A 16,287-nucleotide genomic window follows, 5' to 3' on the forward strand; every position below is an offset into this window, starting at 1 on the left:
AAACAAGGAAACACCCGCCCATGCAAGGATTTCCCACCACCCTGTTGAAAAAGACCCTATTGGCTGCGGCTGTCATGTCGGGCCTGATGCTGTCGTCAGGCATGGCAGCGGCGGCGGACGCCCCAGGCAAGGTGCTGAGCGAGAAATACGGCCTGCCCTGGCCAGCCGTGATCGCCCATCGCGGTGCTTCGTTCGACGCACCGGAAGAAACCATTCCGGCCTACACCCTGGCGCGCGACTTGGGCGCGGACTACCTGGAAATGGACATCCAGCGAACCAAGGACGGCGTGCTGATAGCGCTGCACGATGACGTGCTGGAACGCACCACCAACATCGCTGACGTGTTCCCAACACGGGTGAAAGACCCGGTCAGCACCTTCACCCTGGCGGAGCTCAAGCAACTGGACGCCGGTTCGTGGTTCAACAAGGCTTACCCGGACAGGGCCCGCGACAGTTACAACGGCTTGCAGATCCTGACGCTGGATGAGGTCATCGATATCGCCGAGGGCGGCGCCAACAAGCCGGGGCTGTACATCGAGACCAAGGTGCCGAACAAGTTTCCAGGTGTCGAAGCCGACCTGAAAAAACTGCTGGCCAAACGCGGCTGGCTCGAACAGCGGCCTGCGGCAGCGGCCGGCCATGTCAACGTTGCGCACATGCCAGGACGCGTGGTCCTGCAGACGTTCGAGAAGCAAAGCCTGGAACTGCTGCAGAAAGAAATGCCGAAAGTGCCCAAGGTCATGCTGCTGTGGATTGGCGAAGGCTCGATAGAGCCCAAATCCAGCGTCGCGTTCAAGGACTCGGGGGCCAAGGACAAGGCCAGCTATTACGCGACCCAGGAAGTCAAATCACCGCAGGAGTTCGAGCAGTGGATTGACTGGGCCAAGGCCCACGGCGCCATCGGCACCGGCCCTTCGTCGCAACTGGCCAAGGGTGGCGACCAGAGCTACATGGACCTGGTCAAACCCTGGATGAACAACCTGACCCACGAGAAAGGCATGGTGATCCATCCGTACACGGTGGACGACGCAGAGGACTTCAAGCGGATCAGCCATGATGGCGCGGACGGCTTCTTCACCAACCGCACCGCCGAACTGTTGAAGTTCTACGGGCGGCCAGCGAAAGAAAGCATTGAAACGATTCTGAAGCGCAACGGTTACTGATTCAGCGGCTGGCCGCATCCTGCGATGCGGCCAGTCAATCAGAAGTCGACAGTGCCCGACAGCTTGAGGGTACGCGGCTCGCCCTGAGTCAGGTAACCGCCATTGGCTGATGCCCAATAATCCTTGTTCATCAGGTTCTCGACGTTGGCACGCAGGGTCACGTCCTTCTGTGCGACGTTGAAGGTATAGCGTGCGCCCAGGTCGAAGCGGTTCCAGGTCGGGATGCTCAGGTTGTTGGCAGCATCGACATATTGCCCACCGGTGCGCAGCATGCGCGCATTGATGGCCGCGCCTTCGATCCCCGGAATATCCCAATCGGCACCGGCGTTGAACTGGAAGGTCGGCACACCCACGGCCCGATTGCCGTCGTTGCTGCCGCCGTCGGTACCGCTCACCTCGGTGTCCATCAGGGTCAGGCCGGCCAGTAGACGCAGGCCGCTGACAGGCTGGCCAAAGACGTTCATCTCCACGCCGCGGTTGCGCTGCTGACCATCACGGACATAACGCGACCCGGTGCCTTCCAGAACCTGGTAGCCGTCAGACGGTTGCTCGATACGGTACACGCCCAGGCTCGCGCCGAACGTGCCCATGTCCAGCTTGACGCCCGCTTCCACCTGTTTCGAACGCGCCGGCGCAAAGACCTCACCGGGGTTGATGGTCACCGTGTCGGGAGCCGTCGGCCCCTGGGCCAGGCCCTCGATGCGGTTGGCGTAGAACGACACATAGTGCCAGGGCTTGAATACCACCCCGTAGACCGGCGTGGTGATCGCTTCGTCGTACAGCGCATTGCGCGGGCCGCTGCCGTATTCATACCCCTGAACGCGCAGTTGCTGGCGACGCAGGCCTGCGGTCAGCAACAGGCGATCATCGAAAAAGCCCAGCGTGTCGGAGAACGCCGCACTGCGCATACGGCTCTTGCCGACAATGCCGGGATCGTTCAGATCGCCTGCGGTGAAACTGTCGAGTGCCGGGCGCTCTTGGGAGACAGGCTCGTAAAGGTTGTTGCTGGAGGTGCCGCCGAACAGATACGCACTGCGCTGTTCGGTCCAGATGCCCGACAGCCCGAAATTGAGCTTGTGACTGACCGCGCCGGTCTGCAGCTTGCCGTTGATGCCGGCCATGGCCGTCTTGTTGTCTTCATCATGCGGGATAAAGGACGGTGCGGCCGTGGTATTGCCTGCGGCATCGTGGACGGTTGGCGAGCCATATACGCCGACCTCGCGAGTGTGCTTCGCGCCCACTGCGGCATACAGCGTCCAGTCTTCGTTGAGGTCGTACTCCGCGCGGCTCATGCCGAAGGTGTCTTCGGTTTCGGTCCAGGTCCAGTTCGGCGCGTAATTGGTATCCGAGTCCGGAGCATGCGGCACGCTGGTCAGGGCGCTGTCGACAAACACCGTATTGCGGCTCTGGTTGATGCGCTGCTTCTGATAGGCAAAATCGCCGGACAGACGGAAGTTGTCACCTCGGTAATCAAGCCCCAGCGCGAACAGCTTGCTGCGATGCTCTTCATCCTCGACGCCGGTCTCGCCTTCGCGCTGCGACAGGTTGAGACGCGCGCCAAAGCGATTGCCTTCGCCAAAGCGCTGCCCCAGGTCGAGATGCTCGCCGACCCGACCGTCGCTGCTGATGTCGGTGGTGAAACGACGCGTCGGCGTATCCTGCGCGCGCTTGGGCTGCAGGTTCACGCCGCCGCCAATCCCGGAGCCGGTCGGGGTCACGCCGTTGATGAAGGCGTTGGGACCCTTGAACACTTCAACGCGTTCCAGCGCATCGGTCGATATGATCTGGCGCGGCAGTACGCCGTAGAGACCGTTGTAGGAAATATCGTCGGTGGTCAGCTTGAGGCCGCGAATGACGAAGATGCTCGAGGCGTTGGCATAGCCACTCGACTGACGCACCGATGCATCATTGAGCAATACGTCGCCGACGGTTTCGGCCTGTTGGTCCTCGATCAACTGTTCGGTGTAACTGCTCATGGTGAACGGCACGTCCATGATGTCGGCATTACCCAGAACACCCAGTTGCCCGCCGCGCGCCACCTGCCCGCCAGCATAAACCGGCGGTAGCGCGTGAGGATCGGCCTTGTCGGCACTGATGTCGGTCTCGCCCAACACCACAGGGCCGTCCTGCCGACCGGCAGCCTCTGCAGCGGCCCAGGCCGGAGATCCAATGGAACAGCAAAACGCGAGCAACGTGAGGCGCATCGGGAACGATGGGGAGTTCATCAATAGGTCCTGCAGACAAGTTGAACGAGATCGGAAGCAACCGTCCTGGACATCACCGATCGGGTGGATGCGAAATGATATCAGATGTTACTGGTAATGCTTATCATTTGTTTACGCATGAAAAGTGAGAGGCGAGCAACGCCACGCGGGTCGTTCCCGCGCCCGGCGTTAAAAATCAGCGCGAATGGCGACCCGTGGCGTTCCGCAATGCCTTGAAACAGGTTGGCGACAGCCACAGGAGGGCGACTGTCGTGTAAGCTCACAGGCTATTGGTTTTCCCATCGAGAGGCCTATGCAGTCCACTTTCCGACGCTCGACCCTGGCATCACTTCGCGGTTTTGCCCTGCAGAGCGATGCAATCTCCATTGTTCCTTCTGCCGCCGACTATCGACGCTGCCTGCTGGAAAAGATCGCTTCGGCCACCCGGCGCATCTACATCATCGCGCTGTACCTGCAACAGGATGAAGCCGGCCAGGAGATTCTCGACGCGCTGTACGCTGCCAAATCCGCGAGGCCGGAGCTGGATGTGGTGGTGCTGGTCGACTGGTTCCGCGCGCAACGCGGCCTGATCGGTGCCGGACGCCAGCCCGGCAACTCGACCTGGTACCAGGCGCAGAACCTCGAATACGATCAAGAAGTGCCGATTTACGGCGTGCCGGTGCAGACCCGCGAACTGTTCGGGGTGTTGCACCTCAAGGGCAGTTTGGTCGACGACTGCGTGATCTACAGCGGCGCCAGCATCAACAACGTCTACCTGCACAAGCTCGATAAATACCGTCTGGACCGTTATCACCTGATCGAAAACGCAGCACTGGCCGACGCTTTCCAGAATCTGGTGCAGCGGGAAATACTCTCCTCGCCGGCCGTGCACCGCCTCGATCTGCAATCGCCGCCCAGCTCACGCAGTTTGCGCAGCGAGATCCGCGCGTTTCGTGGCGACCTGAAACGCGCCGCCTACGACACCTCGGCGGGCGAAAAGGAAAACGGCGACATGCGCGTGATTCCGCTGCTTGGCGTCGGCCCGCGCAACAATCTCAACCGCGCCATCTGCGATCTGATCGCGTCGAGCAAGATTCAGCTGACCATCTGCACGCCATACTTCAACCTGCCGGTGGCCGTCACTCGCGAAATCAATCGGGCGCTCAAGCGGGGCGTGCAGGTCGACATCATCATTGGCGACAAGACCGCCAACGACTTCTTCATCGATCCGGATGAGCCGTTCAAGGTGATCTCGGCCCTGCCCTATCTCTATGAGATCAGCCTGCGGCGCTTTGCCCACAAGCATCAGAAGGCAATCGCCCAGCATCGCCTCAATGTGCACCTGTGGAAACACGGCGATAACACCTTCCACCTCAAGGGCATCTGGGTCGACCAGCGCTACACCCTGCTGACCGGCAACAACCTGAACCCTCGCGCCTTCAATCTGGACCTGGAAAACGCCTTGCTGATCGACGATCCGAAGGGCCAGTGGAGCGAGCCACGGGAAGCGGAAATCGCGCATTTGATGCGCAACACGCAGCGCGTCAACCAGTATGACGAGCTCGACACACTGGCCAACTACCCCGAAGGCGTGCGCAAGTTCCTCAAGCGTGTCAGCCGTGTGCGGGTCGAGCGACTGTTGTACCGGATTCTCTGAGCCCTCAACGTGCGGCCGGCATGCGAGCTATGATCAGGCGTGCCGGCCCACGTATCCCCTTGCAAAACCCGGACAGTGGCCTTGCCTCAAGGCCGTTTCGCACCCAGTTGCTTCCACATCTTCTGCGTGATTTTGCGCCGGTTGCTGTAACCGGCCCACGGGTCGTCCTTGAGCCGCTTCAAACGCTGCTCAAGATTGGTGATGTCCCACTGTGCCGACGACTTCAGACCCGCCAGCTCATCCAGCGCGATCGGCACCGAGACCGGCAACCCTGGCCGGGCGCGTACTGAGTAGGCGGTTACGGTGCTGCCGCCGCGGCTGTTGCGCAGGTAATCGATGAAGATTTTTCCGACGCGGTTTTTCGGCCCCATGGTGGCGGTGAAGCGTTCCGGCAGCTGACGGCTGGCAAACTCGGCGATGGCCTTGGCGAACGCCTTTACCGTGTCCCAGTCTGCCTGGCGCGCCAACGGCACAATGATGTGCATGCCCTTGCCACCGCTGGTCTTGAGGAAAGCCTCCAGCCCCAGTTCTTCCAGCACGGCGAGCACCATTTGCGTGGCCTCGATCATGCTGCGCCAGGGCAGTGCCGGATCGGGATCAAGGTCCAGCACGAAATGGTCCGGCGTTTCGATTCTGTCACGCGTCGCGCCCCAGGTATGCAGCTCGATGGCGCCCATTTGTGCAGCACCGACCAGTGCCGGCACCGAATCTATTTCCATCAGCGCGGCATGCCCGGGGTCCAGGGCACGATCCAGTTGCCTGATGTGCGGGATCGCCAGATGCTCGGCATGCTTCTGGAAAAACTGCTCACCGTCGATGCCCTCCGGACAGCGCAGCAGAGCCACGGGACGCTTGTTCAGGCAGGGCAGAATCCAGTCGGCGATGGACTGGTAAAACTGCGCCAGTTCGATCTTGCTGGTGCCGGACTTGCTGTCGATGACGCGGTCCGGATGACTGATGCCGGTGCCCGCCACATCAACTTTTCCCTGCGCGGCCTTTTTGCGTGCCTTGGGCGCTGCCGTTGTGGTTGGGGGCTGGCTGGCCACTTTGGCAGGCTGAGCGTCTTCACGTACCACGTCCTTGGCGGGCTTGTCGCTACGCAGCCCGACAAAGGCAGCCTGGCGCACGATGCCTTCGCGGGTCCACTGGGCGAACTCGGCTTCGCAGACCAGTTGCGGCGCCACCCACTGCACGCCACGCGCCTGGGACGCGGAGAGCTTTTTGGCCAACGGTGAATCCTTGCGCTGCAACTTCTTCAGCTGTTTATGCAGTTGCTCAAGGCTCACTTCAGTGAACCCGGTGCCGACCCGCCCGGCATAGATCAACCCGTCCTCACCGGCATTGACCGCAAGCAACAAGGCCCCGAACGCCGATCGGCTGCCCTGCGGCGCCGTATAGCCGACGACCACGAATTCCTGTCGCAAGCGACATTTGAGCTTGATCCAGTCGGCATTGCGCTTGCTGACGTAGGCACTGCCGGCACGCTTGCCGATCACCCCTTCCAGGCCCATTGCCGCAGCACTCGCGACAATGTCCTGATGGCCTGCCTGAAAGGCATCCGAGTAACGCAACAGGCGACTTTTCTGTGCGTCGAGAACTTGTTTCAAGGCATCCCGACGCTGCTCGAGCGGCACTTCACGCAGGTCCTCCGCGCTCAGAAACGGCATGTCGAACAGGTAATACAGAATGTCCTTGCTGTTGCCCGCGTCAAAGGCATTCTGCAGGCCCTGGAAGTCGGGCAGCCCCTGCTCATCGAGAACCACCACTTCGCCGTCGAACCAGCTGTCGCGCAGCTTCATGCCCTTGAGCGCCTTGACCAGTTCCGGCAGCCGCTCGGTCCAGTCATGCCCGTTGCGGGTGAACAGCCGCACATCGTCGCCCTGAATACGAGTCAGCATGCGGTAGCCATCGAATTTGATCTCGTACAGCCAGTCACCGGCTGGCGGCGCCTCCACCAGCGTCGCCAGTTGCGGCGAAAGCGCGTCCGGAAAAGCCGCTTTCGCTTTCCTGCGCGCCGGCTTTGCAGCGGGTGTTGACGCTTTTGCTGCGGCGGGTGTCGCGGCCTTGGCTTTGCTGCTTGCGGCGCTGGCCCCGGACTTTTTCGAGGTGCCGCGTTGCTTGCCGACATGAGCTCCACTGATCACGCTTTGCGGCTGCTCATGGGTGATGTCGTACTCGGCAGCAGGTCGCGCGACGTCATCCTTTTCCTTGATCAGCAGCCACTGTTCCTTGCTGCCGCTGCCCTTGAGCCGGGTACGCACCAGCGCCCAGTCACCGCTGAGTTTCTCGCCGACCAGGGTGAACTTGAGTTTGCCTTCCTCGTAGGTCTTTTGCGGATCACCGTGCGGCTGCCAGACACCCCGGTCCCAGACAATCACATCGCCGCCACCGTATTGACCCTGCGGGATACTGCCCTCGAAGCCGGCGTAGTCCAGCGGATGGTCTTCGACATGCACTGCCAGACGCTTTTGCGTGGGGTCCAGGCTCGGACCTTTGGGCACGGCCCAGCTCTTGAGCGTGCCCTCCAGCTCCAGTCGAAAGTCGTAGTGCAGGTTCCGTGCGTCATGCTTCTGGATCACGAAACCGAGCGCGCCAGGCTGCGACTTGCCTTTGCCCTTACGCTTGCTCTCCGCAGGCTCGGAGGTGATATCGAAATTGCGCTTGCGGGTGTATTCACTGGCGGGCTTGGCCATCACCGGTCACTCCGTAGGGCTCAAGAGGCTTTGCTGGTTTTCTTGCGTGCGGCCGGCCGCTTGGGCCTGGGGCTGTCCTTGTCGGCCGGTTTTTCCTTCGCCGCAGGCTTGCTCGTCTTGGCTTTACCGGCCCCGCCCTTGCCCGCCAGACTGCGTCGCAGCAGGTCGGTGAGGTCGATGACATCGGCACTCTTGCGTTCTTCCTCGGCCGGATCGGTCTCGACATCCTCGATCTCGCCTTCGTCTGCCTTGGTCTTGACCAGGTGCATGATCTTGTCCTGAAAAGTGTCGCGATACTGCTCAGGCTGCCAGTCAGCGCTCATGTCCTTGACCAGACGCTTGGCCATGTCACGTTCGCTCTTGTTCAACTTGGCGTCGGTCACCGCGTCGCTCAGTTCCAGTGTGTCCAGTTCACGCACGTCGGCAGGCCAGCGCAGGATCACCATCACCAGCGCCGACTCCAGCGGCATGACCGCCGCCAGGTGTTCGCGGGTATGCAGCACGACGTTAGCCAGCGCGACCTTTTTGGTATCGACCAGGGTTTCGCGCAACAACGCATAGACTTTCTCGCCGCGCTTGTCGGGCGTCAGGAAATAAGGCGTGTCGATGTTCTGCAAAGGGATCTGCTGGCTGTCGACGAAGGCGAATATGTCGATGGTCTGCGTCGATTTGGGGTGCGCGGAACGAATTTCCTCCTCACTGAGTACCACATAGCGATCCTTCTCGTATGCCACGCCCTTGACGATGTTTTCGCTGGTGACTTCCTTGCCGGTGACCTTGTTGATTCGCTTGTAGCCGACCGGGTCCATGCTGCGTTTGTCGAGCCAGTCGAAGTCGACGCTGGTCGACGTTGTCGCCGAAACCAACGCGACCGGTATATGCACCAGCCCGAAGCTGATTGCGCCCTTCCAGATTGCCCTTGCCATGGTCTGACTCCTGTTGGTCCTGGAAAGGTGACAGGGCCGGTCGGAGAAAAGTTTCGGCCGCCTGACGAGCGCCGGGAAACCCGCTGTGCTGAACGAGTTTTTTTATCCTGAAGAATCAACTGTCAACGTTTTGGCTCCTGATAGCCGGGATAGGGATCCGGGTCGTACCTCCGTCAAAGCCTCGTAGTGCAAGGGCTGCGCGGGGTTCTGCAAAGTGGCCCGGCCCTTATATGCATTTAGGGTCTAAAAATATGGTTTAACGTTCTTTTGCGGAATAAAAAAGACGTTCTATAAATGGCCCCACCCCGAACGCTGTTGGTGAGGTGTCTGCCAACCGACAGCGGGTCCCGTCAGCTTTCACCCGGCTGATTACTTCCAAGGATTTGTCATGAACGTTTTCTGGTTTCTTCCGACTCACGGCGACGGCCATTATCTGGGCACGACAAAGGGCGCACGTCCCGTCACCCTCAACTATTTGAAACAGGTGGCGCAGGCCGCCGATGATCTGGGTTATTACGGTGTATTGATCCCCACCGGTCGCTCCTGCGAGGATTCGTGGGTCATCGCCTCGGCGCTGGTGCCGCTGACCGAGCGCCTGAGGTATCTGGTGGCGATCCGCCCCGGGATCATCTCGCCGACCGTCTCGGCACGCATGGCCGCCACGCTGGATCGTCTTTCCGGCGGCCGGCTGCTGATCAACGTGGTGACCGGTGGCGACCCGGACGAAAACCGTGGCGATGGCAGCTTTCTCGACCACAGTGAGCGCTATGAAGTTACCGACGAATTTCTGAAAATCTGGCGCCGCGTCCTGCAGGGCGAAGCGGTCGACTTCGAAGGCAAGCACTTGCGCGTGCAGAACGCCAAGGCGCTTTACCCGCCGATTCAACAACCCTACCCGCCGCTGTACTTCGGTGGTTCCTCCGACGCGGCGCATGACCTTGCGGCCGATCAGGTGGACGTGTACCTGACCTGGGGCGAGCCTCCGGCAGCCGTAGCGCAGAAGCTCGCCGATGTACGTGAACGGGCAGCGCGCAAGGGACGCACCGTGAAGTTCGGCATTCGCCTGCACGTGATCGTGCGCGAAACCAGCGAAGAAGCCTGGAAAGCTGCCAGCACGCTGATCGAACACATCAGCGATGACACCATTGCTGCAGCGCAGAAGTCCTTTTCGCGTTTTGATTCCGAAGGTCAGCGGCGCATGGCCGCGCTGCACGACGGGCGCCGCGACAACCTGGAGATCGCGCCCAACCTGTGGGCCGGTGTCGGCCTGGTGCGCGGCGGTGCAGGCACGGCGCTGGTCGGCAATCCCGAAGAGGTCGCGGCACGCATCAAGGAATACGCCGACCTGGGCATCGAGAGCTTCATTTTCTCGGGTTATCCGCATCTTGAAGAAGCCTACCGCTTCGCCGAACTGGTCTTCCCGCTGCTGCCTGAGCCTTACGCCAGCCTCGCCGGGCGCGGCATCACCAACCTGACGGGCCCGTTCGGCGAAATGATCGCCAACGATCTGCCCCCGCAGGCCAAGTGATGTCCGGGCAACTGCTGACCTTACCCCACTCGCCTGCGCTGGCCACCTCGATCAGGGCCACTGCGCAGGTGTTCGAAGACCCCAAGTCGCGATCCCTGCTCGCTCACGTACGCCAGGTTGCGCCCAGCGATGCCAGTGTGCTGATCATCGGCGAGACCGGCACCGGCAAGGAACTGGTTGCTCGCCACGTCCACGAACTGAGCGCCCGCCGCGACAAACCGTTCGTGGCGGTCAACTGCGGCGCGTTCTCCGAGAACCTGATCGAGGCCGAGCTGTTCGGCCACGAAAAAGGCGCGTTCACCGGAGCGATCAGCGCCAAGGCCGGCTGGTTTGAAGAGGCCAACGGCGGCACGCTGTTTCTCGATGAGATCGGCGACCTGCCCATGACCTTGCAGGTCAAATTGCTGCGCGTGCTTCAGGAGCGTGAAGTAGTGCGTCTGGGCTCGCGAAAGAGTGTGCCCATTGATGTAAGGGTGCTCGCAGCCACCAATGTGCAACTGGAAAAAGCCATCAACGCCGGGCATTTTCGCGAGGACCTTTACTACCGGCTCGACGTGGTCAATCTGGAATTGAGCCCGCTGCGCGAGCGGCCGGGCGATATCCTGCCCCTGGCCCGGCACTTCATAGAGGTCTACAGCCAGCGGCTGCGGCATGGTCCGGTGCGGATCAGCCCCGAAGCCGAGCACAAGCTCAAGACCTACAGCTGGCCAGGCAATATTCGCGAGCTGGAAAACGTCATCCATCACACCCTGCTGGTGTGCCGTGAAGGTGTCATTCAGCGTGATGACCTGCGCATGTCGAACCTTAGAATCGAGCGTCAGGATGAACACAACCCGCCTGACGAATCCGCCGAGCAACTGCTCAACCGGGCGTTTCAGAAACTGTTTGAAGAACAGGCCGGTGCCTTGCACGAGAAGGTCGAAGATACGTTGCTCAGAACCGCCTATCGCTTCTGCCACCACAACCAGGTGCACACGGCCAGCCTGCTGGGCCTGACCCGCAACGTCACGCGCACACGTCTGATCAAGATTGGCGAGCTGGCGGTCAACAAACGCAGGCCGGGTGAAAATGTCCAGGGCGACCGCATGCTGCACCTGTCGGTGTGAAGGCCCAGACCGATGACGCGGAGCGTCACGAACGGCATTCCCACGCTGGAGTGGTGTGACCCCCGAAGGTTGGATGCAACCTTTGGAGGCGTCATGGGTAAATATACAGAGCAGGCAAAACTCGCAGCCGTGAAAGAGTATTGTGCCGGCAAGGCAGGTTTGAGGGATGTTGCGCATCGCCACGATGTGGACTTTTCCTGCCTTCGTCAGTGGGTCGCGGCTTATCAGATCCACGGCCCAGCCGCTCTTAAAGAGAAAAGGCGACAGCGTTACAGTGACGAATTCAAGCTAGCTGTTTTGAAGCGCATGCATGATGAGCGATTATCACTGCGCCAGACAGCGGCCTTGTTCGATATCCGTCAGTTCGGCATCATCAATCTATGGCAGCGCCTTTTTGACGAAGGTGCTCTTAACGCATCCTCAAAGCCCCCTAAGAAAGTTGGACGCCCAAGAAAGATGACGACGCCCCTTCCCCCTGTGAACTCCGCTCCGATCAACGATGAATCGCGCTCGCGTGACGAGTTGCTTGCCGAGGTGAAGCAACTGCGGATGGAGGTCGATTATCTAAAAAAGCTCGATGCCTTGGTTCAGAAGAAGCAACGAATAGCGCAGCAGAAAAAGCGCAAATCGTGATGGAACTGAGGCCTTTACATCCTCTGGACGGCCTGCTGAAGTTTGCCGGTCTGGCACGCAGCACTTTTTACTATCAACAAAAGGTACTGCTGGCAGATGACAAATACGCCGGGCTGAAAGACCTGATTCAGGCAACTTTCTACGAGCACAAGGGCCGGTATGGCTATCGTCGCATCACGGCAGCTTTGCGCAGGGCGGGCCATCTTGTGAACCACAAGACGGTGCAGAAACTAATGGGGCAGCTAGGCCTGAAGAGCCTGATACGCGTGAAGAAATACCGTTCCTACAAAGGCGAAACAGGCAAGGCCGCGCCTAACCTGCTAAAGCGTGATTTCAAAGCGCAATACCTTAACCAGAAATGGGCCACCGACGTGACCGAATTCAAAGTAGGAGGCCAGAAACTCTATCTGTCGCCGATCATGGATCTGTACAGCGGCGAAATCATTTCCTATGCGATTGCCAGGCGCCCGCTGTACTCCATGGTCGACGAAATGCTTGAAGGAGCATTTAAGCGGCTTGGACCGCATGAAAAGCCGATTTTGCATTCCGACCAGGGCTGGCAATATCGGATGCCTATTTACCAGCGACTGCTCAATGAGAATTCGATCGCAGCCAGCATGTCGCGCAAGGGTAACTGCTACGACAACGCGGCTATTGAGAGCTTTTTTAGCACGCTGAAATCCGAATTTTTCTACCTGAACAAATTTAACGATCTGGATGAGCTTCAAGCGGGTATCGAAGAGTACATTGAGTATTACAATCACTCACGCATAAAACTGAAGCTTAACGGCCTGAGTCCTGTGGAATACAGAATGCAGGCCGCCAAGGCAGCGTAGGTGGATAATTGTCCAACCTTCGGGGGTCACACCAGAGCGTGAGGAACGATAGCTGTCCGGAAGAACACCATCGTGCCCATGCTCCGCGGCGCTGCGCCAAGAGCTGACGCAGAGCGCCATGAACGGCATTGCCACGCTGGAGCGTGAGGAACGATAGGTGCTCGCGAGAACACTATCGTGCCCATGCTCCGCGGCGCTGCGCCAAGAGCTGACGCAGAGCGCCATGAACGGCATTGCCACGCTGGAGCCTGAGGAACGAGAGGTGCTCGCGAGAACACTATCGTACCCATGCTCCGCGTGGGTATGCATTTCCGGACGCTCTGCGTCCTCTTCTGAGCAAGCGGCGCCTTACGACAAATGTATCGCCAGCGCCTTGGCCTGGATCGCCACGTCGGTTACTGCGGTGCTTTCCCACCACATGCCGCGCAATGGCGGGCCCATGGCGAACAGGCGTGCCGAGTACTGACCGTGTGCGTCAAGTACTGCGCCCGCAGCGTCGGCAGCGATGCCGAGTGCCAGCGGGCCGGGCTGGATCAGCCCGCGTGCCAGCAACTGCCGGGGCAACGGGCGATCCACGCGTCGCCAGTCGTACTCGATGCCGGTGGAGTTGATCAGCGCATCGCCGCTGATCTGCGTCGGCTGACTCTCACCGCGCCGACGCACGCTGATCTGTACCTGACCTGAGGGCAGGCTGGCCACGCCCTGCAACGAGGCCGCGTCAATGCTCAACCGCCCTTGCCTGATCAGCCGCGCCAGCAGCGCAGCGCTCGGTGGCGGGGAGCGATGGTGGTGGCTCTCCCACCAAGGCCTTACATGACGGACGAACTGGCGGCGCTGCTGATCGCTGGCCTGATTCCACAGCCGGCCGACGTTGGCGCGCACGGTGTCCAGCGGGGCCTGCCAGTCAATGCCGCTCTCGATGGCCAGCTCGCACTGTTCGCGCACTTTGCGCAACAGTTGCCGAGTAGTGCGAATACTCGGGTCCTGAGCGAGAAAATCAGACCATTCCGGCGGCTGACGCCGGACATGCGGCAACAGGCCGTGCCGGGAAAATATCTGGATGGGCCCACGATGCCCGGCCGTTTCCAGCGAAACCAGCGCATCGACCATGGTCAGCCCCGAGCCGATGATCAGCACCCTCGACTGCGGATCGAGCTTTCTCATCACCGCCACATCCCAGGGGTCCAGGGCTGCCGAGTTCAGCTCGTTCGAATCACGTCGCGGAGTACGTGAAGCCGCGTACATGCCGGTCGCCAGCACGGCCCGGCTGCCACGCAGCATACGACCGTCGCCCAGCGAGACACTCACGCCATCTGCATCGACCTGCAGGTCCACTGCCTCGCCGGGCACATGCACGGCGGTCGAGCCAAAGGCTTCAGCAGCGCTTCGGGCTTCACGCAGTCGCTGCTGGACATAAAGCCCGAACACACCGCGCGGCGGGAACAGCTCGGCGACCGGGACCCTCTGCTCGGCGGCTTCAGGCCAGCCACCGGCAGCCAGATAGTCAGTCAGCCACTGGGTGAGGTCATCCGGGTTGTCCGGATCGACGCTCATCCGTGCAGCGTTGCCATTGAGTGTATGGCCCGGCTCCGTCGCACTGTAGGCCTCGCCCCTGCCGAGTTCGCTGCGGGTTTCGATGATCAGGATTCGGCGCCGGCCCGGTCTGCGCAGCAGTTGCGCCGCCAGCATGGTCCCGCTCAGACCGCCGCCGATGATCAGAATGTCAGCCGTCTGGTGGGAATCTTCGATCATCGAACAGTGCCTCGCTGGGGTGGCTGTAAAAGAATGGGAAGGTCAGAGCACGACGTTACGCACGAAGCGCAGGGGCACATCGGCGTCGTTGCAGTAGCGGTGCGGCTGATTGCTGGGGAACATGAAGAACTCGCCCGCCCCTACCTGCTGCATGGCCGCAGGGTCGGCAAAGCGCAACGTCAGATGCCCTTCGACGACGTAGACCTGTTCACTCCAGCCATCGGGATCGGCCTCCGAGACATAGGCGTCCCCAGGCTGCAGACAGAATTCCCACAACTCCACCTCGCGCCGGGCAACGGCCCTGGCCAGCAACACCGCTTTGCTGCCGGCAATCGTACCGGCCCATGCCAGCTCGTTGATGCGGCTGTAATCGCGATTTTCGGGCGCCTGGATCAGGTCGCTGAACGCCACTTCCAGGGCTTCGGCCACGCGGTCCAGGGTCGCCAGGCTGACGTTTTTCTCGCCGGCCTCGATAGCGACCAGCATGCGTCGGCTGACTCCGGACTTTTCCGCCAGCGCCGTCTGGCTGAGGTCCGCACTGTTACGCAGACGCCGCACGTTCTGGCTGACGTGCTGCAGCACCGGAGGGCGCTGGGAATTTTCTTTGTGCATGCTGGTGCTCACATCAAACCGTTGCGCATTATACTGCCCAGCCCAGGGACACTGTCAGGGTGTTCAGCCTCTCATCGCGCACATGGCAATTAACAGGAATCCGGAGCTGACATGAAGTCTATCAGCCGCATACCCCGCATCAGCAAGGCAGAAGCCGTACTGATTCTGATCACCATGCTCTGGGGAGGCACCTTTCTGCTGGTCCAGCATGCGATGACTGTCAGCGGGCCGATGTTCTTCGTCGGTCTGCGCTTTGCCGCCGCAGCGCTTATCGTAGCGCTGTTTTCAATGCAGGTGCTGCGCGGTCTTACCTTTCTCGAACTCAAGGCCGGTGTCTTCATCGGCACCGCGATCATGCTCGGCTACGGCCTGCAGACGATCGGACTGCAGACCATCCCCAGTAGTCAGTCGGCGTTCATCACGGCACTTTACGTGCCCTGCGTGCCGTTGTTGCAATGGCTGGTATTGGGCCGGCGACCAGGATTGATGCCAACATTGGGCATCATCCTCGCCTTCACCGGGCTGATGCTGGTGGCAGGGCCGCAGGGAGCGTCCCTGCAACTCAGTTCCGGCGAGATCGTGACACTGATCAGCACGGTGGCCATCGCCGCCGAGATCATCATGATCAGTGCCTATGCCGGTGAGGTCGATGTGCGTCGAGTCACCGTGGTGCAACTGGCCACCGCATCGGCGCTGGCATTTCTGATGATCGTGCCCACCCAGGAACACTTGCCGGAGTTTTCCTGGTTGCTGGTGCTCAGCGCTGTGGGGCTTGGGACCATGAGTGCGGCGATCCAGATCGCCATGAACTGGGCACAGAAAAGTGTTTCGCCGACCCGCGCCACGGTGATTTATGCCGGTGAACCGGTCTGGGCCGGAATTGTCGGAAGACTCGCCGGCGAGCGTTTGCCGGGCATCGCCCTGCTGGGTGCGGCATTGATCGTGGCCGGGGTGATCGTCAGCGAAATGAAACGGCGTTCTGCGCCTGATGAACACAACACTGTCGACGAAGAGGAAGGACAACAAGGCGCGCGCAAAGCTGAATGAACAGCGGGTATCTCCAGCCATGAAACACCTTGTTTCCTCGAAACTGCGTCAACGACCTTTCGTTGTATTAGAAGCAATTATTTACTGAATTAAAAAAGCAGACACTTTTTGTAGGAAATTTCGGAAACCG

General features: G+C 60.6%; 11 protein-coding genes. 6 read left to right on the forward strand and 5 right to left on the reverse strand.

What is annotated here, in order from left to right; all coding sequences use genetic code 11:
• The first annotated feature begins 20 nt into the window (after window positions 1-20).
• Window positions 21-1,163: a glycerophosphodiester phosphodiesterase gene (locus KUIN1_RS16615; RefSeq protein WP_060406680.1), complete on the forward strand. Its 1,143-nt coding sequence runs from the start codon at window positions 21-23 to the stop codon at window positions 1,161-1,163.
• 38 nt (window positions 1,164-1,201) lie between these two features.
• Here KUIN1_RS16615 and KUIN1_RS16620 read toward each other — a convergent pair whose 3' ends face one another.
• Window positions 1,202-3,388, reverse strand: a complete 2,187-nt coding sequence (locus tag KUIN1_RS16620; protein ID WP_116886924.1) for a TonB-dependent receptor — start codon at window positions 3,386-3,388, stop codon at window positions 1,202-1,204.
• Window positions 3,389-3,680: 292 nt separating this feature from the next.
• Between KUIN1_RS16620 and pssA the strand changes: the two genes are divergently transcribed.
• A complete protein-coding gene (gene pssA, locus KUIN1_RS16625; RefSeq protein ID WP_116886925.1) occupies window positions 3,681-5,024 on the forward strand; it encodes a CDP-diacylglycerol--serine O-phosphatidyltransferase in 1,344 nt (447 codons plus the stop codon).
• An 86-nt stretch (window positions 5,025-5,110) separates the two neighbouring features.
• On the opposite strand, the gene ligD is transcribed toward pssA, so the two are convergent.
• Both ligD and ku read right to left on the reverse strand, forming a co-directional pair.
• Window positions 5,111-7,717: a DNA ligase D gene (gene ligD / locus KUIN1_RS16630; protein WP_116886926.1), complete on the reverse strand. Its 2,607-nt coding sequence runs from the start codon at window positions 7,715-7,717 to the stop codon at window positions 5,111-5,113.
• Window positions 7,718-7,737: 20 nt separating this feature from the next.
• Window positions 7,738-8,643 (reverse strand): non-homologous end joining protein Ku, encoded by a 906-nt coding sequence (gene ku / locus KUIN1_RS16635; protein ID WP_003407644.1) that lies wholly within the window; start codon window positions 8,641-8,643, stop codon window positions 7,738-7,740.
• A 388-nt stretch (window positions 8,644-9,031) separates the two neighbouring features.
• On the opposite strand from ku, the gene ssuD reads away from it, so the two are divergent.
• The 3 genes from ssuD to KUIN1_RS16655 all read left to right on the forward strand — a co-directional run bounded on the left by ssuD (window position 9,032) and on the right by KUIN1_RS16655 (window position 12,746).
• Complete coding sequence (ssuD, locus tag KUIN1_RS16640) at window positions 9,032-10,171, forward strand: FMNH2-dependent alkanesulfonate monooxygenase (RefSeq protein WP_011268305.1); 1,140 nt, start codon at window positions 9,032-9,034, stop codon at window positions 10,169-10,171.
• Window positions 10,171-11,277, forward strand: coding sequence for a sigma-54 interaction domain-containing protein (locus KUIN1_RS16645; RefSeq protein ID WP_060400930.1), 1,107 nt, complete (start codon window positions 10,171-10,173; stop codon window positions 11,275-11,277). The genes ssuD and KUIN1_RS16645 overlap by 1 nt, the downstream gene beginning before the upstream one ends.
• Window positions 11,278-11,370: 93 nt before the next feature.
• Window positions 11,371-12,746 (forward strand): IS3-like element ISPsy9 family transposase gene (locus KUIN1_RS16655; RefSeq protein WP_152091779.1). Its coding sequence is split into 2 segments (ribosomal slippage): window positions 11,371-11,842 and window positions 11,842-12,746, totalling 1,377 coding nucleotides; the frame shifts between segments, so codons are not numbered across the junction.
• Between the two features lie 348 nt (window positions 12,747-13,094).
• Here KUIN1_RS16655 and KUIN1_RS16670 read toward each other — a convergent pair.
• Window positions 13,095-14,498, reverse strand: a complete 1,404-nt coding sequence (locus tag KUIN1_RS16670; protein ID WP_116886927.1) for an FAD/NAD(P)-binding protein — start codon at window positions 14,496-14,498, stop codon at window positions 13,095-13,097.
• Window positions 14,499-14,540: 42 nt separating this feature from the next.
• The gene (locus tag KUIN1_RS16675) at window positions 14,541-15,110 is read right to left on the reverse strand and encodes a helix-turn-helix domain-containing protein (protein WP_011268307.1); all 570 of its coding nucleotides are present in this window, start codon (window positions 15,108-15,110) and stop codon (window positions 14,541-14,543) included.
• A gap of 111 nt (window positions 15,111-15,221) precedes the next feature.
• Here KUIN1_RS16675 and KUIN1_RS16680 point away from each other — a divergent pair, with 111 nt between their 5' ends.
• Entirely contained in the window at window positions 15,222-16,157 is a 936-nt protein-coding gene (locus KUIN1_RS16680) for a DMT family transporter (protein WP_024641110.1), read from the forward strand.
• Window positions 16,158-16,287 lie beyond the last annotated feature (130 nt).

Origin of the sequence: Pseudomonas sp. KUIN-1 (assembly GCF_009176725.1) — a bacterium.
Classification (GTDB): Bacteria; Pseudomonadota; Gammaproteobacteria; order Pseudomonadales; family Pseudomonadaceae; genus Aquipseudomonas; species Aquipseudomonas fragariae.